The following is a 19,045-nucleotide window of genomic DNA, read 5'->3' as shown; positions in this document are numbered from 1 at the left end:
CACAGGAGGCCGGTTATGGCAGTGACCGACGAGGCGATCGAGAAGATCAAGGGCATGATCGTCTCCGGCGCCCTGCGCCCCGGCGACCGGCTGCCCAAGGAGTCCGAACTCGCCGCCGAGCTCGGGCTGTCCCGCAACTCCCTGCGCGAGGCGGTGCGCGCCCTGTCGCTGATCCGGATCCTGGACGTGCGACAGGGCGACGGCACCTATGTGACCAGCCTCGACCCCCAACTCCTCCTGGAGGCCCTGAGTTTCGTCGTCGACTTCCACCGCGACGACACGGTCCTGGAGTTCCTCGCGGTGCGCCGCATCCTGGAGCCGGCCGCGACCGCGATGGCCGCCTCCCGGATCAGCGAGCAGCAACTGAAGGCGCTCTCGGCCCAGTTGGACCGGCTCGGCGACGACCCCTCGGTGGAGGAGCTGGTCGCCAGCGATCTGGACTTCCACCGGGGGATCGTGCAGAGCTCGGGCAACTCGGTGCTCTGCTCGCTGCTCGACGGTCTGTCGGGGCCGACGACCCGGGCCCGCATCTGGCGCGGCCTCACCCAGGAGGACGCCGTCAGCCGCACCCTGCACGAGCACCGCATGATCCTCGCCGCCCTGCGGGACCGGGACGCGGAGGCGGCGCGGTCGTGGGCGACGGTGCACATCGCGAGCGTGGAGCAGTGGCTACGCGCGTCACTGTGAAACGGGTGATTCGACACGGCGCTGATCACCGAGGGGTGTTCCGGGGTGGCTAATGGGGCAGTGATGCGTTCACTCCCCCGTGCAAGGGGGCTGCGGTCGCCCCCGCCGGACGCCGTAAGGTTGGGGCGTACGTGAGGGCACGTCGGAAGGAGGCACTGGGTGATCGAGCTCGAGGGGGTTCCCGAGCTGATCGACCCGGTCATGGTGGCCGCGTTCGAGGGCTGGAACGATGCCGGCGACGCCGCCTCCACCGCGGTCGCGCATCTGGACAGGGAGTGGAAGGGCGAGGTGTTCGCGGCGCTGGACGCCGAGGACTACTACGACTTCCAGGTGAACCGGCCCACGGTGTGGATGGACGCCGGAGTGCGCAAGATCACCTGGCCCACGACCCGGCTCTCCGTGGTCCGGGTCGGCGGTGACAAGCCGCGTGATCTCGTCCTGGTCCGAGGTATCGAACCGTCCATGCGCTGGCGCTCGTTCTGCAACGAGCTCCTCGGCTTCGCGCACGAGTTGGGCGTGGAGCTGGTGGTGATCCTGGGCGCCCTGCTCGGTGACACCCCGCACACGCGTCCGGTCCCGATCAGCGGGACCACGTCCGACCCGGACCTGGCCCAGCGCATGGACCTGGAGGAGACCAAGTACGAGGGCCCCACGGGCATCGTCGGCGTCCTCCAGGAGGCGTGCACACACGCGGGCGTGCCCGCGGTGTCGCTGTGGGCGGCCGTACCGCACTACGTGTCGCAGCCGCCCAACCCGAAGGCCACGCTGGCCCTGCTGAACCGGCTCGAGGACCTGATCGACGTCCGTATCCCGCTGGGTGAGCTGGCCGAGGACGCGCGCGCCTGGCAGGTGGGCGTGGACCAGCTGGCCGCCGAGGACAGCGAGGTCGCCGAGTACGTCCAGACGCTGGAGGAGGCCCGGGACACCGCCGAGCTGCCGGAGGCGTCGGGCGAGGCGATCGCCCGCGAGTTCGAGCGGTATCTGCGGCGCCGGGACGGCGGCGGCGGTCCGGCGGGCGGGCACGCGACGGAGAGCGGCGAGGGTACGTCGTATCTGCGGGACAGCCCCAGTGGCCGTACCAGACCGCCGAAGCCGCCGAAACCGAGCGCGGACACGGACCCCGAGCCGGATCCTGAGCCCGGTACGGAGACGGGAACCGACGGCGAGGATTCAGGGGATTCGTCGGAGGAGTGAGCAATGGGACGGGGAAGGGCGGTGCGCCTCGCGCGCACCGCCCTTTTCATGTCCCGGGCAGGCGTCACACCTGCGGTACGGCCACCGCGTCGTAGTCGGTGTCCGGTGTGGGCTGTTCCACGTCGAAGCGGGCGTTGGGCAGATAGATCCGGTCGCCCCAGGCCGCCGCGGTCGTCGGGATGCGGAAGCGCGGGTCGGTGATCCGGGTGATCGCCGTGCCCTTGGTGCCGGCCGCGTTCAGGCGGAAGACGTCGATGGCGTTCTGCGCCTGCTGGACGACGTAAAAGGTCCGGCCGAGCAGCAACATGCCGTCCCCGTTGGGGAGTTTGGCACCGCCGAGGTCGACGGCGGTCGCGGCTCCGGTGCGCGGGTCGACCCGCATGAGGGTGCCGCCGTCGGCGAAGCAGTTCACCACGAGCAGGGCGCGGCCGTCGGGGGTGCGCTCGATGCCGTTGGCGGTGAAGTCGGTGCCCTGGACCCAGTCGCCGGACAGCGGCAGGGTCGTCAGGGACCCGGGCTCGCCGTGCTTGGTGAGGGCCACGCGGTAGAGCTGGGCCTTGAAGGAGTCGGTGAACCAGGCCGCGCCGGGAGTGAGGATCACGTCGTTCACGAACGTGCCGCCGGTGGCGTACACCTTCTCGACGGCGCCCGAGCGGAGGTCCACCGTGCGGATCTCACCGCTGTCGCCGCCGGCGAGGAACAGCCTGCCGTGACCGGTCTTGAGGCCGACGGTGGGATGCCCGGTGCCGAGGCCCTTGCTGACGACGGAGCCGCGGCCGGTGGCGAGGCTCGCGCGGTAGATGTCACCGTTGGCCAGGGAGCCGAAGTAGGCGAAGGGTTTGCTGCCGATGGTGATGCCCTCGGGCTGGAAGCCGTCGGGCAGCGGGAACTGGTCGGGCCAGGCGGGTTTCGCCGTCCCGGCCGCGTGCGCGGTACCGGTCGCGGTGCCGCCGAGGAGCGCCGCTCCGGTCAGCGCCGCGGCTCCGGTGAGAAGTCTTCTACGTGCGAAGGAACGTGCTGTGGGTGCCACTGTGCGTCCTTCTGCCAGGGGGCCGACGAAGGCCGGCCGAACGGTCAACAGACGCTCCCACCCCATCACATGGCCGTCACGCCCGCAGGCTTCGGCCGGATTGTGACGTGACGAACATGTCGGGCAGGACCGCATGCACGTCCTGCCCAGGGATCGGCGTCTCGGGTGACACGAAGGGCGTCTCCTCCTTGCCGGAGGAAACGCCCTTCCCTATGGGCCTGCGACTGCCTACAGCGCGACGCCCAGCAGCGCGTCCACCGCGCGCGAGACGACACCGGGGGCGCTCTCGTCCGTGCCGCCCGACTCCTCCTGGAGGGCGGCCCAGCGGTCGACCGCGGCGAGCGCGGCCGGGGCATCGAGGTCGTTCGCGAGGGCCTCGCGGATCTCCTCGACGAGGCCCTCGGCGGACGGGCCGTCGGGCCGGGAGACCGCGGCACGCCAGCGTCCGAGACGGGCGACGGCGTCCGCCAGCACCTGGTCGGTCCACTCCCAGTCGGCCCGGTAGTGGTGGGCGAGCAGGGCGAGCCGGATGGCGGCCGGGTCGACGCCCTCGCGGCGCAGCGCGGAGACGAAGACCAGGTTGCCCTTGGACTTGGACATCTTCTCGCCGTGCAGGGCGACCATGCCGGCGTGGACGTACGCCTTGGCCATGGGGAACTCGCCCGTCAGCACCTGGGCGTGGGAGGCGCCCATCTCGTGGTGCGGGAAGGCGAGGTCGGAGCCGCCGCCCTGGACGTCGAAGGTCATGCCGAGGTGGTCGAGGGCGATGGCGACGCACTCGATGTGCCAGCCGGGGCGTCCGCGGCCGAGCGAGCCGCCGTCCCAGCTCGGCTCGCCCGGTCGGGCGGCCATCCACAGCATCGGGTCGAGCGGGTTCTTCTTGCCGACCCGGTCCGGGTCGCCGCCGCGCTCGGCGGACAGCAGCCGCATGGCGGCGGCGTCGAGGTTCGAGACCTTGCCGAAGTTCGGGTCGGACTCGACGGAGAAGTAGATGTCGCCTTCGAGCTCGTAGGCGGCGCCCGCGTCCCGCAGCCGCTCCACCAGCGGAACGATCCCGGGTATCGCCTCGACGGCACCGATGTAGTGCTTCGGCGGAAGCATCCGCAGGGCCGTCATGTCCTCGCGGAAGAGGGCCGTCTCCTTCTCGGCGAGGGCGACCCAGTCGACGGCGTCCCGCTCGGCGCGCTCCAGGAGCGGGTCGTCGACGTCGGTGACGTTCTGGACGTAGTGAACCTGGCGCTTGGTGTCGAGCCACACGCGCTGCACGAGGTCGAACGCGTTGTAGGTCGCCGCGTGCCCCATGTGGGTGGCGTCGTACGGCGTGATGCCGCAGACGTAGATACGGGCGACGGGACCGGGGTCGAGGGGGACCAGACCGCCGGTCGCGGTGTCGTGGATCCTCAGGTCGCGGCCCTGACCAGGCAGGGCGGGGACCTCGGAAGCGGGCCAGGCATGCATGTCATGAGCCTAACCGGACGGATGTTCCGTATACGAACCGGACCGGGCCAGATGGCCGGTAAGGCGTTCTTGTGGACTGCCGTCCAGTGTGCTGCCAGGGCCGGACAGGCCCTAGACGGGCGGCCAGGGAATGGCCGGCCACTCCCCGCTGGGCTCCGGGTGCTTGCCGGTGGCGAGCAGGTCGTCGACCCGCGCGCGCGTGGCGTCGAGTTCGGCGGGGGTGATGAGTACGGCGAGACGCGCGGCCAGGGCTCCCTCGGCGCCGAGCGCCTCCTTGAGGCCCTTGAGGACGTCGACCGCCTCCCCCGTCAGGGGCTCGCCCGCCCAGCCCCACAGGAGGGTGCGGAGCTTGTTGTCGACGTTGAAGGTGACTCCGTGGTCGATGCCGTAGAGGCGGTCGCCCGCGGGCAGCAGATGGCCGCCCTTGCGGTCCGCGTTGTTGATGACGGCGTCGAGGACGGCGAGCCGCCGCAGCCGTTCGTCGTCGGCGTGCACGAGGAGCGCGGTCCTGCCTTCGTCGACCTCGGCGAAGCCGATGGCCTTCCAGCCGGGCTCGGGTTCCTCGCCGTCGACCAGGGCGAGCAGCTCGGCGCCGGGCGCGCCCTCGATCCACAGCTGGACCATGCCCTCGCCGTAGGGCCCGTCGCGCAGCACGGTGGGCGGTACGAGGTCCCAGCCGGTCGCCTCGGACACCTCGTAGGCGGCGACCTCGCGCTGGGCGAGGGTGCCGTCCGGGAAGTCCCACAGGGGGCGCTCGCCGCGGACGGGCTTGTAGACGCAGAGGGCCTCCTGGCCGTCGTGCGCCACGGAGCAGTACAGCACCGCGTTGGAGGCGTCCCGGATCTGTCCGCGCACCGTCAGCTCACCGAGGGTGAGCAGTTCTGCCGTGGTCACGCTCCGCGGCGGTATCCGTTCTGGCGCGGACATACGTGTCCTTCCGGGTCGAGCGGGAGACTGCACAGCGGGCAGGGCGGCCGTCCGGCGTTGACGACGTCCAGGGCCCGCTTGGCGAAGGCCCTGGCCTGTACGCCGGTGAGCCGGACCCGCAGCATCGGGGGGCCGTTCTCCTCGTCCTGGAGGAGGCGTTCCTCGGCCTCGGCGAGGTCCTCCTCTGAGTCCGCGTCGAGCTCCACGAGGGCCTGGGCCTCGACGATCATGCGCTGTTCCTCACCGTCCCAGGCCAGCGCCATGGTGCCGACGCGGAACTCCTCCTCGACGGGGGCGTCCAGCGGGGCGGTGTCGGAGATCTCGGTGGGCGCCATGGCCGGCACGGAGGCGTTGCCGCCGCTGCGCCGCACGACCTCGTCGAGCAGTTCGTCCATGCGTTCGGCGAGGGCGGCGACCTGGGTCTTCTCCAGGGCCACACTGGTCACCCGGGAGCCGGAAGTGGCCTGGAGGAAGAACGTACGGCGTCCGGGCAGCCCGACCGTACCGGCCACGAAGCGGTCCGGGGGGTCGTAGAGGAACACCTGACGGGACACGTCCTGTCTCCTGGAGTCGTGGATGGGTGCGCCGCGCTTGCGACCGCTTCACCCTACTGCGCCCGACGATCACGGTGCGCCCGCACCACCCCCGACCGGGGCGTCGTCCGACGGGGGCACCTCGCGCGGCGCCAGGGACGCGAAATCACCGGTGTCGCCGAGGCGTACGAGAAAGGGGCGCAGACGGGTGTAACGGATCGCGGTGATGGAACACGGTTCGACGGAGATCCGCTGGAAGAGGTCGAGATGAAGTCCGAGCGCGTCCGCGACGAGCGACTTGATGATGTCGCCGTGCGAGCACATGAGGTAGACGGCGTCGGCGCCGTGGTCGCGCTCCACGCGCGCGTTCCACTCCCGTACGGCTTCGGCGGCGCGGGTCTGCATCGCGCGCATCGACTCGCCGCCGGGGAACGCGGCCGCCGAGGGGTGGGCCTGGACGACCTCCATCAGGGGTTCGCCGCTGAGCTCGGCGAGCTTGCGGCCGGACCAGTCGCCGTAATGGCATTCCCCGATCCGCTCGTCGGTGTGCGCGGTGAGTCCGGGCCGGGCGTCCAGGAGGGGCTGGAGGGTCTCCTGGCAGCGCTGGAGGGGGCTGCTGACGATCTCGGCGAGGGGCAGCGCGGCGAGCCGCTGGGGCAGCGCGGCGGCCTGCGTCCGGCCGCGCTCGTCCAGGGCGACACCGGGTGTCCACCCGGCGAGCAGTCCCTCGGTGTTGGCGGTGGATCGTCCGTGCCGGACGAGGATCAGCGTGGGCATGCGGCCCAGGGTAGGCGCACGCGCGTGTGCGCCGGCGGGCGAGTGACGGGAGAATACGCACCGTGATCGTGGACTGTGCCGTCTATCGCGATGGGCACCGCACCGAGGGACCCGACGACCTGTCCGACGCCCTCGCCGAGGCGCGGGCCGCGGGCGGGTTCGTCTGGATCGGGCTGCACGAGCCGTCGGAGCGGGAGTTCGCTCTCGTCACCGAGGAGTTCGGGCTGCACCCGCTGGCCGTCGAGGACGCCCTGAAGGCTCATCAGCGGCCCAAGCTGGAGGTCTACGACGACTCGCTGTTCCTCGTCCTGAAGCCGGTGGTGTACGAGCCCAAGAGCGACCGGGTGTCGAGCGGTGAGGTCATGCTGTTCCTCGGCGATTCCTTCGTGGTGACCGTCCGGCACGGCGAGGGCGCCCCGCTGAAGGCCGTACGACGCCGTCTGGAGCAGGAGCCCGACATGCTGCACAAGGGCCCCACCGCGGTGCTCTACGCGGTCTCGGACGCCGTCGTCGACCACTACGTGGAGGTCGCGACCGAGCTCCAGACGGACCTGGAGGAGCTGGAGACGGAGGTGTTCTCGCCGGACGGGGGCGGCGGCTCGCGGCACACGGCGTCGCGGATCTACACCTTCAAGCGGCAGATCCTGGAGTTCCGCCGGGCCACGGGCCCACTGGCGCTGCCGCTGACCCGGCTGGCGGGGGTCGGCCAGTTCGGCGGCTCGGTGCCGTTCGTCAGCGAGAAGGCGCGGCCCTTCTTCCGGGACGTCAACGACCACCTCACGCGTGTGAACGAGTCCGTGGAGGGCCTGGACCGGCTGGTGTCGGACATCCTGTCGGCGCATCTGGCGCAGATGAGCGTCCGGCAGAACGACGACATGCGGAAGATCTCCGCGTGGGCGGCCATGGCCGCGATCCCCACGATGATCGCGGGGATCTACGGCATGAATTTCGACCACATGCCGGAACTGCACTGGGTGTGGTCGTATCCGGCGGTGATCGCGCTGATGGCCGCCCTGGAGATCCTGCTGTACCGGACGTTCAAACGCCGGGGCTGGCTCTAGGCCACCGGGGTCAGGCGAACTCGGGGGCCGCGGTGGCCGGGCCGCCTAGGGCGTCGCGTCGTTCGGGCATGTTCAAGGACACCATCCGGCGCCAGCCGACGGCCCGTTCGTAGGCGTACACGGCGTGGATGCCCGCGGCGAGGACCGCCGCCCTGGCCCTGGACCAGCCCAGGATGCGGCCCATGTGAGCCATGACGGCGAGGCTGACGTCCCGGTAGACGCGGATCTCGGCGAGGGCGCACTCCCTGAGGACGCGCTGGATGTCCCGGCCGTGGCCCGCGCGCGCGAAGCGCAGCAACTCCTCGTGGCAGTAGGCGAGGTGGTTGTCCTCGTCGCTGGAGATCATCTTCACCGCGCGGCCGAGTTCGGGGTGGTCGGCGAAGTGCTTGCGCAGCAGCTCCATCTGCTCGGAGGCGCGCTGCTCGGTGACGCGGCTGTGGGCGAGGTAGGTGACGATGTCCCGCACGGTCAGCGGCTGGTCGGCCTTGAGCTTGTCGTGGGCGAGACCGATGCCGTGCTGCTCCAGGAGCATCGTGTAGTCGGTCTCGGGGGGCACCGGGGCGGGTTCGAGGCCGCGCTTCTTCATCAGGGCGTTGAAGATCCGGCCGTGTTTGTCCTCGTCGGCGCCGTGCCGGGTGATCTTGGGGGCGAGGTCGCGCTCGCTCTCCGGGACGAGCGCGGCGATGCGGGCGTTCTCCCAGCCGCCCTGCGACTCGCCGCTGGCGGCGATGGAACAGAACAGCCGGAAGGAATCGTCGTTGTCGAGGATCTCGGTGAACAGACTCTTGGCCGAAAGCATCGTGGGCACCTCTCTGCGGGGCTCCGCGGCACTCCGCAAAGAACGAGTCAAATGCGGCGAGAGGGGTGCTGCAACAGCTGTGTCGGACAACTCCGCCAAAAGGAGGACCCACAGGGTCACGTCGGGGGCGTAACCCGGCGGGCGCGCGCGCGTTGTTCTGCGTGACGGCCGTGGCGGGGAAGACCCCCGAGCCCCCACCACGGCCGCAGAAACTTTCCGGCCTCCTGATGCCCGTGTTACGCGAGCCCGGCCAACTCCAGGGCCTCGGCCCCGGCGCGGAGGGCGGCGATCCGCTCGTCGAGCGTGAAGCCCGCGGGGGCGAGGCTCATCGAGGTGACACCGGCGGCGGCGTACTCCTTCATCCGGTCCGCGATGCGGTCCACGGAGCCGAGCAGCGTCGTCTGGTCGATCAGGTCGTGCGGGATCGCGGCCGCGGCGCCCTGCTTGTCGCCTGCCAGGTACTTCTCCTGGACCTCGGCGGCGGCCGCCTCGAAGCCCATGCGCTGGGCGAGCTGGTTGTAGAAGTTCTGCTTGGCGCTGCCCATACCACCGACGTACAGCGCGGTGTAGGGGCGGAAGGTGTCGGCGAGAGCCGCCACGTCCTTGTCCTCGCCCAGGGCGAGCGGCACCGTCGGGTGGACGTCGAAGCCCTCGAGGGTCTTGCCCGCCTTCTCCCGCCCGGCCCGCAGGTATTTGATCGTCGTCTCCTCCAGGTGCGCGGCGGAGGGGAAGATCAGCAGGGCGCCGTCGGCGATCTCACCGGTCTGCTCCAGGTTCTTGGGGCCGATCGCGGCGATGTAGAGCGGGATGTGCTCGCGCTCCGGGTGCACGGTCAGCTTGAGGGGCTTGCCCGGGCCGCCGGGCAGCGGCAGCGTCCAGTGCGCGCCCTCGTACGACAGCCGCTCGCGGGTCATCGCCTTGCGCACGATGTCGACGTACTCACGCGTGCGGGCCAGCGGCTTGTCGAACTTGACGCCGTACCAGCCCTCGGAGACCTGCGGGCCCGAGACGCCGAGGCCGAGGCGGAAGCGGCCGCCGGAGAGCGAGTCGAGGGTGGCGGCGGTCATCGCGGTCATGGCCGGCTGGCGGGCCGGGATCTGGAAGATGGCCGAGCCGACGTCGATGCGCTCGGTCTGCGCCGCGACCCAGCTGAGCACGGTGGGCGCGTCGGAGCCGTAGGCCTCGGCGGCCCAGCAGACGGCGTAGCCGAGGCGGTCGGCCTCCTGGGCGACGGCGAGATTGTCCGCGTCCATTCCGGCGCCCCAGTAACCGAGGTTGATGCCGAGCTGCATGGCCGATTCCCCTTACCGATCAGTAACGTCCCTTGTGGGCTGACCTTAGCGCGGGGTCATGGATCGGGGCAGTTCGCGGTCGTGTTCTTCCGCCCACAACAACGCCCGTGGCGATCAGGGAAACTGGTTGTCCACAGGCCCCCACACCACTGGTTCAGGCCAGTAATGTCGGCGCTCATGGAGCAGAGGCATCTCGGCCGCACCGGCCTGCGTGTGTCCCGTATCGGACTCGGCACCCTCACGTGGGGCAGGGACACCGACGAGCACGACGCCGCGGACCTCTTGAAGACGTTCTGGGAAGCCGGCGGCAGCCTCGTCGACACGGCGGACGTGTACGGCGACGGGGAGGCGGAGTATCTGCTCGGACGCCTCATAGAAGGGCTGGTCCCGCGCCGGGACCTGGTCATCTCCACCAAGGCGGGCAGCGTCCCGGACCCGGACCGCCGCGTCGACGGCTCGCGGGGGCATCTGCTCTCCGCGCTCGACGCCTCGCTGGCCCGGCTCGGCACGGACTACGTCGACGTGTGGCACGTCCACGCCCATGACCCCGACACCCCGCTGGAGGAGACCCTCCAGGCGCTCGACCTGGCGGTCGGCAGCGGGCGGGCGCGCTATGCCGCCGTCTCCAACTTCTGCGGCTGGCAGCTCGCCAAGGCCGCGACCTGGCAACTGGCGGCACCGGGCACCCGGACCCGGCTGGCCGCCACGCAGCTGGAGTACTCCCTGCTCCAACGGGGCGTGGAGCGCGAGGTGCTGCCGGCCGCGCTGGACCTGGGCATCGGCCTGCTGCCCTCCTCCCCGCTGGGCCGGGGGGTGTTGACGGGCAAGTACCGGGGGGACGCCACGCCCTTCGACTCACGGGGCGCCTCCGAACATCTGGCGCCGTTCGTCGAGCCGTACCTCGACGACACGGCGAGCCGCATCGTGGACGCCGTGCAGACCGCGGCCGACGGGCTCGCGGTGACCCCGCTCCAGGTGGCCCTCGCCTGGGTCCGCGACCGGCCCGGGGTGACCGCGCCGATCGTCGGCGCGCGCAACGCGCAGCAGCTCACGGCGGCATTGTCAGTGGAGGCCCTTAGTCTTCCTGACGAGATCTGCCGGGCGCTCGACGATGTGTCGGCGCCCGTGCACCGCTATCCCGATCACGACTGGAGCACGCTGTGAGCACGGAGCCGGGGCCCACGGAGGAGACACCGACCGGGGAGGACACCTCGACCGCGCCCCCACGGGCCGAGGCCACCGAGGGCGAGGCCGACGAGGTCACGCAGGAGGAACCCGGGTCCGACGAGGCCACCGGGGACGGACCCGAGGCCGTCGGCGAGGAGGGCGAGGCCCCTGCCGACAGTAAGGGCGAGACCGCTCCCCAGCTGTCCGAGGCCGAGGCCGAGCTCGCGGCGCAGAAGCTCGAACGAGAGCGGATCGAGCGGCGCAAGGCCGAGAAGCAGGGGCCCGTCGAGGCCGGAGCGAAGCTCAGCGGGAAAGCCGCCGATCTGCTCGCCGCCGTACGGGCGGTGGAGAGCGGCGCCAAGCCCGTGGCAGCGGTCTTCAGCGAACCCCCGGCCCCCCGCAGGCCCGCCCCGGAACCCGTGCGACGCCCCCAGCCCGTCGCGGCGGACGCACCCGCGGCCCCCGCCGAGCAGACCGTCGAGTCCGTGCGGAGCGTACTGACCGAGGGCGGCGCCCCTGAAGCACTCGTCGCGCAGGTCGCCGCCGGCCTCGGAGAGGGCGCGGCCGAGCAGTTGCGCGCCGATCCCTGGCAGTTGCTGCGCGTCACCGGCGTACGGCCGGAGCAGGCCGACGGGTTCGCGCGGGCACTGCTCGGCGCCGAGTGCGGCCCGGACGACGAGCGCCGCGGCCGTGCCGTGACCGTCTGGCTCCTGGAGCAGGCCGCGCTGGCCGGGCACACGGCGCTCGAACTGCCCACGCTCGTCACCGCGCTGGGCAAGCAGGGCGTGCCGGACGCCGACGCCGCCGTACAGAACACCCTCGCGGAAGGCGAGGCCCTGATCTTCCAGGACGCCCTCGACCCCCGGGCCCCGGAGCCCGAAGGGGAGGACGAGGAGCGGCCGGTGCGGATCCTGGTCGGTCTGGAGCGGTACGCACTGGCAGAGGAGAGCCTCGCCGACGGCCTGGGCCGGCTGATCAACTCGGCGCCGAAGCAGGACGGTTCGGCCGAGGACTGGGAGCACGCCGCCGCCTCAGCGCCCGGTTCGGCCGGCGAGCTGATCCGCGCGGTCGGGGGCCACGGCCTGGTCCTGCACACCGGCGGCGAGGCATCCCTGGCAGAGCCGGCGGCACTGCTGCGGGCGGCGGAGCGGCTCGGCCTGCGCGCCTGGGCGGCGGCCCACGGCTCCCTGGGGCGTGACCGTTTCGCGGCCCTGGTGTCCGAGGCCGAGAGGACCAGCGTCGTCACGGTCGGCGGCCTGCTCTCCGGCACCGAGGGCCCCGGCCGGGACACCGACGGCGCCCTGGACCTGGACCTCCTCGTCGTCCTGGACGCACCCCAGCTGGACGTGGAGACGGCGGCGCTGCTCACGGAGTCGTTGCCGGACGGGGCGCGGCTGCTGCTGGCCGGGGATCCGACGGTGCTGTGGTCGGCGGGTCCGGGCCGGGTCTTCGCCGATCTGCTGGCCGCGCGGGTCTGCCCCCAGGTCGCCTCCCGGCTCCCCGACCCCGGGCCGCTCGGTGAGCTGGTCTCCGGCATCGGCATCGGCGAGCTGAACCAGGTCGAGGCCCCCGGCAAGGAGATCGTGATCGTGCCGGTGCGGGACGCGGGCGAGGCCGTGCACCGGACCGTGCAGCTGGTCGCCGACTCCGTGCCCCGGGCGATCGGCGTCCCCCCGGAGGACACCCAGGTCATCACGCCGGGCCACGGCGGAGCGGCGGGCACCCGCACCCTCAACGCGGCTCTCAAGGAACGCCTCAACCCGGGCCCGGGCCGCTTCGGCGGCTTCGACCCCGGCGACCGCGTCGCCTACTCCCCCGCCCCGGGCCGCACGGTGCCGGGCCAGGTGGTGAAGGCCGACGCCGTGGGCCTGCATCTGACCTGCGCGGGCGAGGACATCGTCGTACCCAAGGACCGGGTGGAACAGTCCCTGCGGCACGGCTGGGCCCTCACGGCACACCAGGCAGCGGCGGGCCGCTGGCCGGCGGTGGTCGTGGTCCTCCCGGGCGACGCGGCCCAGTCCCTCACCCGCCCCTGGGTCTACACCGCCTTCGGCAGAGCCTCCCGCCACCTGTCGGTGGTACACGGCGCGGAACAGGCACTCCCAAGGGCAGTCACAGAAATCGAGGCAAAGCCCCGCACCACCCGCCTCCCGGTACTTCTCAGCCCACAACCAGGCCAACCGACCTAGGGGCGCGGGGAACTGCGCGACAAGCCCCCACCGCCCCGCAGTCACGCACGCACCACAGCCTCCACGGCGCACCCGTGCAAAACCCGACGGCGGTCACGGAAACCGAACCTCCCGTGACCGCCGCCGCTGAAGCCAGCCCTCGGCTATGCGTGCCGCTCCAGATCCTCGTCCTCGTCCAGATCCGTATCGAGCTCGTCCAGCTCGTCGTCGATCTCCTCGTCGAAGACCGCGCTCACATCGAACCGGCACACCACCTGCTGCGGATCCACACCCTCGAACGGCTCCTCCAGCCACTCCCCGGGATCGGCCGCTTCGTCCGCCGCCGTGACCCAGAGCGTGGAGTCGCCCTCCTCAAGCCCGAACTCCTTGTGCCGCGAGGCGATCTCGTCCGGCTCGTACTCACCGAACAGCAAGCCCAGCGCCCCGTGCACCGTGCCGGAGGCCTCCGCGTCGGAGTCCGCCGCCTCGATGCGCTGGGCCTGCGCCAGCAGCCGCTGCGGCTCCGCGACCGCGTAGTCACGGCGGATCAGCACGCTCAGCGCGTTGGGTTCCTCGGGGCCCGCGTACGGAGGCAGTTCTTCCTCCGCGCCGGGGATCTCGAAGGGCGTCACCTCGTCATAACGGTCGTAGAGCAGCTCGTCGTACACCTCGGCGGCCGCGGCGAGTTCGTTGAACGCCTCGTAGACGGCCTGGTCGTCCTCCCCCGACCGGCGTTCGACCGCGGCCAGGTGGCGGTCGAGCGCGGTCTTGACCGCCTCGGCGGCGGCACGTACCTCGGCAGCGGTGGGCTGCACAGCATCAGACATAGTGCAGACGCTATCCGTACCGAGCCCCAGCCCGCACAATAGATGCGATGCCGGAATACGAATTTGTCGACGTGTACGTACCGCGCGGGGTCTCCCGCAAGGACGCCACACGTCTGCTGACGGACCATGCCGAGTACGGACACTGGGAGTTGGACCGCCTGAGCCTGCTGCGTGACGGAAGCCGCAGGGTGCGGCTGCGCCGCAGGATCATCCGCCAGGTGCGTGCCACTTGGTGAGGTGAGGCCAGGGAAACGGAGCGGGCCCCGCAGCTGCGGGGCCCGCTCCGTTCTGTGTGTGATCCATCACGCCGCGGCGCGTGCCTTGCGGTAGAGCACCGCGCCCGCCAGCAGCGCGCCCGCGCCGACCGGCAGGGTGAGACCCAGCGGAAGGTCGCTGCCCGTGTGGGCGAGCTGGGCGGAGCCGAGGGGCTGGGTGACGGTCTGGGTCCCCGGGTGGCTGCCGCCCGAGGTCCCGCCTCCCGGCGTCTCGACACCCGTGGCGGGCGGCGTGCCCGGGGTGCCGGGCAGGCCCGGCTCCACCGGGTTTCCGGGATTACCGGGAGTGCCTGGCGTACCAGGATTGCCAGGCGTGCCAGGGTTCCCAGGCGTGCCAGGGTTCCCGGGGGCGTCAGGGTTTCCGGGGGTGCCGGGAGACGGCGTCTGGTGGTCCCCGCCACCGGGCGGCGTGCCCGGGTGGCCACCCCCGTGACCACCGCCGTGATCACCGCCGTAGCCGCCACCGTTGCCGCACTCGTTGCCCGTGGTGGAGTTGCCGACCCCGATGACGTCGACGCTGTTGCCGCAGACGTTGACCGGGACGTCGATCGGCGCCTCGACATGGTTGCCGGAGCCGACGCCCGGCGAGTCCGAGGCGTGCCCGCCGGACGACGAGCCGCCCCCGGAGCCTCCGTGTCCCCCATGTCCGCCGTGCCCACCGGAGTCCCCGTACCCACCGGAGCCGTGCCCACCGGAGCCGGACGAGCCGCTCTGGTTGGCGCACTTGTTGCCGGCCGCCGGGTTGAGCACCCCGACGACGTCGACCGTGTTGCCGCACACGTTCACCGGCGCGTGCACCGGCGCCTGCACCGTGTTGCCCGACAGCACGCCGGGTGAGTGGGACGCTGAGCCGCTCGCCCCCGAGTCGGCGTGGGCGGCGCCCCCGGCCGCGGCGATCACGCCCGTCGCGGCCGCCACCGTCATCAGGCCTTTGCGGGTGACCTGTCGCATTTCCTGAATTCCCCCTGCCTTCGTTTCCGACCTGCGATCCTCGTGAAAAGACCGGTCGGCCCCGGAGCGCATGGCGCGCGCTCCGAGGCCGACGGACGTGAAATTGACCCTCAGTGGATCGGCGTCACTTGTTGATGCAGGTGTTGCCGAAGGCGGGGTTCAGCACGCCGATCACGGAGATCGTGTTGCCGCACACGTTCACCGGGATGTGCACGGGCACCTGGACGACGTTGCCGGACAGGACACCCGGGGAGTGCACGGCAGCACCCTGGGCACCCGCGTCGGCGACAGCCAGGCCCGCGCCGGCGAGAACGAGGCCACCGGTGGCAGCCGCAGCGGCGACGACCTTCTTGATCATTATTCCTCCTTGTTGGCAAAAGCGATCTCGTGTTGCCGATCGCATCACCTGTAACGAGGAGGGAGTAATGGAGCTACGAGCTTATGAGCGCATTCACCCTTCTCAGTCGCACTCGTACGCGCGCCCGATAAGCAACGTCAACTTTCAGGACGCGTCGATGAAACGGTCCAGCACCCGCACGCCGAACTTCAGCCCCTCCACGGGCACCCGCTCGTCGATGCCGTGGAACATGCCCGCGAAGTCGAGCTCCGGCGGCAGCTGCAACGGCGCGAAGCCGAAGCAGCGGATGCCGAGGTCGTCGAAGGACTTGGCGTCGGTACCGCCCGAGAGCATGTAGGGCACGGCCTTGGCGATCGGGTCCTCGGCGCTCAGCGCGGTCTGCATGGCGTCGACGAGCCGGCCGTCGAAGTCGGTCTCCAGCGCCTTGTCGCCGTGCACGTCCTCGCGGCGCACGCGCGGGCCGAGGATGCGGTCGAGGTCGGCGAGGAACTCCTCCTCGTAGCCGGGCAGGAAGCGGCCGTCGACGTGGGCGGTGGCCTGGCCGGGGATGACGTTGACCTTGTAGCCGGCGCCGAGCATGGTCGGCGCCGCCGAGTTCTGGAGCGTCGCGCCGACCATCTTGGCGATGCCGCCGAGCTTGGCGAGGGTCTCGTCCATGTTCTCGGGGTCGAGCTCGGTGCCGAGGGCGTCGGAGAGCTCGTCGAGGAAGGACCGCACGGTCTTGGTGACCCGCACCGGCCACTTGTGCCGCCCGAGCCGGCCGACGGCCTCGCACAGCTCGGTGATGGCGTTGTCGGTGTTGGTCATCGAGCCGTGGCCGGCGGTGCCGTCCACGGTGAGCCGCATCCAGTGCATGCCCTTCTGGGCGGTCTCGACCAGATAGAGCCGCAGGTTCTCGTTGACGGTGAAGGAGAACCCGCCGACCTCCCCGATCGCCTCGGTGACGCCCTCGAAGAGGTCGGGGTGCTTGTCCACGAGGTACCGGGCGCCGTACGTGCCGCCGGCCTCCTCGTCGGCGAGGAAGGCGAGGACGATGTCGCGCGGGGGCTTGCGTCCGCTGCGCAGCCGGTCGCGGACGACCGCGAGGGTCATCGCGTCCATGTCCTTCATGTCGACGGCGCCCCGGCCCCACACGCACCCGTCCGCGACCTCACCGGAGAAGGGGTGGTGGGTCCAGTCCGCCGCGTTGGCCGGTACGACGTCGGTGTGGCCGTGGATGAGCAGCGCGGGCTTGGAGGGGTCCTCGCCCTCGATGCGGGCGACCGTGGAGGCCCGCCCCTGGTGCGATTCGAAGATCTGCGGGTCGAGGCCCACCTCGGCGAGCTTCTCGGCGACGTACTCGGCCGCCTTGCGCTCGCCCGGCCCCGAGTGGTCGCCGTAGTTGCTGGTGTCGATCTGGATCAGCTCGCGGCAGAGGTCCACGACCTCGTCCTCGCCGGTGACGTGCCTGGTCGTGTCCGTCCCGCTCACGCTGCTTCCTCCCGCTGTACCTGCTGGTGGTTCCCCTCATCCTCTCTCTCCGACCGGCTTCCCCCAAGACCGGACCCGGCCCGTCACACGCCGTTCACGCGGGAGCGAGGGGGTGATCGGGGCACCTCGAAAGCCTGGTAATGTTTCCTCTGTCGCCGCGAGGGAAACCCCGCACGACAGACACCTTGTCCGGGTGGCGGAATGGCAGACGCGCTAGCTTGAGGTGCTAGTGCCCTTTATCGGGCGTGGGGGTTCAAGTCCCCCCTCGGACACCAGCTGAAACCCCTGTTGATCAGGGGTTTTTTGCTTTTCCCCCAACATTCGTGAAATCTCCGCCGCCAGGTCGGCAACCTCCGCGCCGTCCGCGGTGACAAGTCCCTGACACACAGCACCATCCAGCACCCCCCTTCAGGGACGAACAGGGATGAAGCGGATGAGACGAGCACGTGCACGTTCCCCGAAGCTGTACGCCGCGATGGCCGGACTCGGCCTGGTGGCCGCGGCCGGCACGGCCTTGGTGATGCCGGAGGCCTCCGCGGCCACCCCGGGCGCCACCGGCTACGCGACACAGAACGGCGGGACCACCGGCGGGGCGGGCGGGACGACCGTCAAGGCCACCACCGGCACCCAGATCCACCAGGCCCTGTGCGGCCGGGCCAGCAGCAGCACCCCGATCACCATCCAGGTCGAGGGCACCATCAACCACGCCAACACCAGCAAGGTCTCCGGCGCCAGCTGCAACACCGCGGACGGGGTGATCGAGCTGAAGCAGATCAGCAACGTCACGCTGGTCGGCGTGGGCAGCGGTGCCGTCTTCGACCAACTGGGCATCCATGTCCGGGAGTCCAGCAACATCATCATCCAGAACGTGACCGTCCAGAACGTCAAGAAGTCGGGCTCGCCCACCTCCAACGGCGGTGACGCCATCGGCATGGAGAGCGATGTCCACAACGTCTGGGTCGACCACGTCTCGCTCCTCGCCTCCGGCGGCGAATCGGAGGGCTACGACGGCCTGTTCGACCTGAAGGCCAACACCCAGTACGTCACGCTGTCGTACAGCACGCTGCGCAACTCGGGCCGCGGCGGGCTGATCAACTCCAGCGACAGTGATCTCTCCAGCAGCTATGTCACGTTCCACCACAACCTGTACGAGAACATCGACTCCCGTGCGCCGCTGCTGCGCGGCGGCACGGCGCACATGTACAACAACCAATACGTGAGCCTGAACGAGTCCGGCATCAACTCGCGGGCCGGCGCGAAGGCGAAGGTGGACAACAACTACTTCGAGGACTCCAAGGACGTCCTCGGCACCTTCTACACCGACCTCGCCGGGTACTGGCAGGTCAGCGGCAACGTCTTCGACAACGTGACCTGGTCCTCCCCCGGGGCCGAGAACAACCCGGCGGGCCCGAACCCGGTGTCCAACACCTCGGTGAGCATCCCGTACGCCTACACGCTGGACCAGGCGTCCTGCGTCCCCGCGATCGTGGCCAAGACGGCGGGCGCGGGCAAGGGACTCGCGGTGTCGGACGGCAGCTGCACGGCAACGACTCCGACGCCCACCGCGACGCCGACCGCCACGACGACGCCCACGGCGACGCCCACCGCGACCGCCACCGCGCCCACCGGCACCAACCTCAGCATCGGCGCGGGCTCCGACGGCTCCAGCAAGGCCGACGGCACCAGCTACGGCAACGTCCGTGACGGTGACACGAGCACCTACTGGTCCCCGAGCGGCTCGACCGGCAGTGTCTCCATCAAGTGGGGCTCGGCCACCACCGTCTCGAAGGCCGTCATCAAGGAGACCTCGGCCGCTGCCGGCCGCATCGGCTCCTGGCAGGTCCTCAACGGCGACACCGGCGCGGTGCTGACCTCGGGCACGGGCGCGGGCACGATCTCCTTCGCCTCGACCTCGCTGAAGAAGCTCACCTTCGTGATCAGCAGCGCGAACGGCACCCCACAGGTCGCTGAATTCGAGACGTACGCCCAGTAAACAAAAGCACCAACTCCGCCTGTTCTCAGAGCTCTTGGGTGATGTGGGGCATGTCTCGTCCACCGCCGGGTTCCGCAG

The 19,045-nt window shown here is 70.9% G+C and carries 18 protein-coding genes and 1 tRNA gene; 8 read left to right on the top strand and 11 right to left on the bottom strand.

Going from position 1 to position 19,045, the window contains the following annotated elements:
* Positions 1-15 precede the first annotated feature (15 nt).
* Both OG885_RS35780 and OG885_RS35775 read left to right on the top strand, forming a co-directional pair.
* Complete coding sequence (locus tag OG885_RS35780; RefSeq protein ID WP_405738776.1) at positions 16-687, top strand: FadR/GntR family transcriptional regulator; 672 nt, start codon at positions 16-18, stop codon at positions 685-687.
* A 159-nt stretch (positions 688-846) separates the two neighbouring features.
* Positions 847-1,881, top strand: coding sequence for a PAC2 family protein (locus OG885_RS35775; protein ID WP_405738773.1), 1,035 nt, complete (start codon positions 847-849; stop codon positions 1,879-1,881).
* Between the two features lie 64 nt (positions 1,882-1,945).
* Here the strand turns inward: OG885_RS35775 and OG885_RS35770 are convergent, their stop codons facing one another.
* The 5 genes from OG885_RS35770 to OG885_RS35750 form a co-directional block, all read right to left on the bottom strand.
* Positions 1,946-2,911, bottom strand: a complete 966-nt coding sequence (locus OG885_RS35770; protein WP_405738770.1) for an SMP-30/gluconolactonase/LRE family protein — start codon at positions 2,909-2,911, stop codon at positions 1,946-1,948.
* 228 nt (positions 2,912-3,139) lie between these two features.
* The gene (mshC, locus tag OG885_RS35765; RefSeq protein WP_405738767.1) at positions 3,140-4,369 is read right to left on the bottom strand and encodes a cysteine--1-D-myo-inosityl 2-amino-2-deoxy-alpha-D-glucopyranoside ligase; all 1,230 of its coding nucleotides are present in this window, start codon (positions 4,367-4,369) and stop codon (positions 3,140-3,142) included.
* A gap of 111 nt (positions 4,370-4,480) precedes the next feature.
* Entirely contained in the window at positions 4,481-5,296 is an 816-nt protein-coding gene (locus tag OG885_RS35760) for an SCO1664 family protein (protein ID WP_405738764.1), read from the bottom strand.
* Positions 5,260-5,850, bottom strand: coding sequence for a DUF3090 domain-containing protein (locus OG885_RS35755; RefSeq protein WP_399957778.1), 591 nt, complete (start codon positions 5,848-5,850; stop codon positions 5,260-5,262). The genes OG885_RS35760 and OG885_RS35755 overlap by 37 nt, the downstream gene beginning before the upstream one ends.
* A gap of 69 nt (positions 5,851-5,919) precedes the next feature.
* Positions 5,920-6,606, bottom strand: coding sequence for a histidine phosphatase family protein (locus OG885_RS35750; RefSeq protein ID WP_405738761.1), 687 nt, complete (start codon positions 6,604-6,606; stop codon positions 5,920-5,922).
* 62 nt (positions 6,607-6,668) lie between these two features.
* On the opposite strand from OG885_RS35750, the gene corA reads away from it, so the two are divergent.
* Entirely contained in the window at positions 6,669-7,667 is a 999-nt protein-coding gene (gene corA / locus OG885_RS35745; protein WP_405738758.1) for a magnesium/cobalt transporter CorA, read from the top strand.
* A gap of 10 nt (positions 7,668-7,677) precedes the next feature.
* On the opposite strand, the gene OG885_RS35740 is transcribed toward corA, so the two are convergent.
* Together OG885_RS35740 and OG885_RS35735 are read right to left on the bottom strand one after the other, a co-directional pair.
* Positions 7,678-8,466, bottom strand: a complete 789-nt coding sequence (locus OG885_RS35740) for a ferritin-like domain-containing protein (RefSeq protein ID WP_405738756.1) — start codon at positions 8,464-8,466, stop codon at positions 7,678-7,680.
* Between the two features lie 236 nt (positions 8,467-8,702).
* Positions 8,703-9,758: an LLM class F420-dependent oxidoreductase gene (locus OG885_RS35735; RefSeq protein ID WP_405738753.1), complete on the bottom strand. Its 1,056-nt coding sequence runs from the start codon at positions 9,756-9,758 to the stop codon at positions 8,703-8,705.
* A gap of 177 nt (positions 9,759-9,935) precedes the next feature.
* Here OG885_RS35735 and OG885_RS35730 point away from each other — a divergent pair, with 177 nt between their 5' ends.
* Positions 9,936-10,922, top strand: a complete 987-nt coding sequence (locus OG885_RS35730; RefSeq protein WP_399957765.1) for an aldo/keto reductase — start codon at positions 9,936-9,938, stop codon at positions 10,920-10,922.
* Positions 10,919-13,114: a helix-hairpin-helix domain-containing protein gene (locus tag OG885_RS35725; protein ID WP_405738750.1), complete on the top strand. Its 2,196-nt coding sequence runs from the start codon at positions 10,919-10,921 to the stop codon at positions 13,112-13,114. The genes OG885_RS35730 and OG885_RS35725 overlap by 4 nt, the downstream gene beginning before the upstream one ends.
* Before the next feature lie 143 nt (positions 13,115-13,257).
* On the opposite strand, the gene OG885_RS35720 is transcribed toward OG885_RS35725, so the two are convergent.
* Positions 13,258-13,920, bottom strand: a complete 663-nt coding sequence (locus OG885_RS35720) for a hypothetical protein (RefSeq protein ID WP_405738747.1) — start codon at positions 13,918-13,920, stop codon at positions 13,258-13,260.
* Between the two features lie 47 nt (positions 13,921-13,967).
* Between OG885_RS35720 and OG885_RS35715 the strand changes: the two genes are divergently transcribed.
* A complete protein-coding gene (locus OG885_RS35715) occupies positions 13,968-14,156 on the top strand; it encodes a DUF5703 family protein (RefSeq protein WP_005485166.1) in 189 nt (62 codons plus the stop codon).
* 66 nt (positions 14,157-14,222) lie between these two features.
* Here the strand turns inward: OG885_RS35715 and OG885_RS35710 are convergent, their stop codons facing one another.
* The 3 genes from OG885_RS35710 to OG885_RS35700 form a co-directional block, all read right to left on the bottom strand.
* A complete protein-coding gene (locus OG885_RS35710) occupies positions 14,223-15,146 on the bottom strand; it encodes a chaplin family protein (RefSeq protein WP_405738745.1) in 924 nt (307 codons plus the stop codon).
* A 124-nt stretch (positions 15,147-15,270) separates the two neighbouring features.
* On the bottom strand, positions 15,271-15,504 hold the full coding sequence (gene chpH / locus OG885_RS35705; protein ID WP_399957754.1) for a chaplin ChpH: 234 nt from the start codon (positions 15,502-15,504) through the stop codon (positions 15,271-15,273).
* A gap of 144 nt (positions 15,505-15,648) precedes the next feature.
* Complete coding sequence (locus tag OG885_RS35700; RefSeq protein ID WP_059196582.1) at positions 15,649-16,974, bottom strand: M20/M25/M40 family metallo-hydrolase; 1,326 nt, start codon at positions 16,972-16,974, stop codon at positions 15,649-15,651.
* A 187-nt stretch (positions 16,975-17,161) separates the two neighbouring features.
* Here OG885_RS35700 and OG885_RS35695 point away from each other — a divergent pair.
* Together OG885_RS35695 and OG885_RS35690 are read left to right on the top strand one after the other, a co-directional pair.
* Positions 17,162-17,249: transfer RNA gene (locus tag OG885_RS35695), tRNA-Leu, on the top strand.
* A gap of 158 nt (positions 17,250-17,407) precedes the next feature.
* On the top strand, positions 17,408-18,967 hold the full coding sequence (locus OG885_RS35690; RefSeq protein ID WP_405738740.1) for a polysaccharide lyase family 1 protein: 1,560 nt from the start codon (positions 17,408-17,410) through the stop codon (positions 18,965-18,967).
* Positions 18,968-19,045 lie beyond the last annotated feature (78 nt).

The sequence above is a fragment of the Streptomyces sp. NBC_00028 genome (genome assembly GCF_045041065.1).
Lineage (GTDB): Bacteria > Actinomycetota > Actinomycetes > Streptomycetales > Streptomycetaceae > Streptomyces.
Note: the sequence above shows the minus strand (reverse complement) of the source record. Positions and strands in the feature narration are given on the sequence as shown.

What these genes read in the sequence shown, in the direction of transcription:
- OG885_RS35710 (WP_405738745.1), bottom strand. Translation starts at nt 15,146, where the DNA reads ATGCGACAGGTCACCCGCAAAGGCCTGATGACGGTGGCGGCCGCGACG.
- OG885_RS35740 (WP_405738756.1), bottom strand. Translation starts at nt 8,466, where the DNA reads ATGCTTTCGGCCAAGAGTCTGTTCACCGAGATCCTCGACAACGACGAT.
- OG885_RS35730 (WP_399957765.1), top strand. Translation starts at nt 9,936, where the DNA reads ATGGAGCAGAGGCATCTCGGCCGCACCGGCCTGCGTGTGTCCCGTATC.
- OG885_RS35750 (WP_405738761.1), bottom strand. Translation starts at nt 6,606, where the DNA reads ATGCCCACGCTGATCCTCGTCCGGCACGGACGATCCACCGCCAACACC.
- OG885_RS35780 (WP_405738776.1), top strand. Translation starts at nt 16, where the DNA reads ATGGCAGTGACCGACGAGGCGATCGAGAAGATCAAGGGCATGATCGTC.
- OG885_RS35760 (WP_405738764.1), bottom strand. Translation starts at nt 5,296, where the DNA reads ATGTCCGCGCCAGAACGGATACCGCCGCGGAGCGTGACCACGGCAGAA.
- OG885_RS35690 (WP_405738740.1), top strand. Translation starts at nt 17,408, where the DNA reads ATGAGACGAGCACGTGCACGTTCCCCGAAGCTGTACGCCGCGATGGCC.
- OG885_RS35735 (WP_405738753.1), bottom strand. Translation starts at nt 9,758, where the DNA reads ATGCAGCTCGGCATCAACCTCGGTTACTGGGGCGCCGGAATGGACGCG.
- chpH (WP_399957754.1), bottom strand. Translation starts at nt 15,504, where the DNA reads ATGATCAAGAAGGTCGTCGCCGCTGCGGCTGCCACCGGTGGCCTCGTT.
- mshC (WP_405738767.1), bottom strand. Translation starts at nt 4,369, where the DNA reads ATGCATGCCTGGCCCGCTTCCGAGGTCCCCGCCCTGCCTGGTCAGGGC.
- OG885_RS35720 (WP_405738747.1), bottom strand. Translation starts at nt 13,920, where the DNA reads ATGTCTGATGCTGTGCAGCCCACCGCTGCCGAGGTACGTGCCGCCGCC.
- OG885_RS35715 (WP_005485166.1), top strand. Translation starts at nt 13,968, where the DNA reads ATGCCGGAATACGAATTTGTCGACGTGTACGTACCGCGCGGGGTCTCC.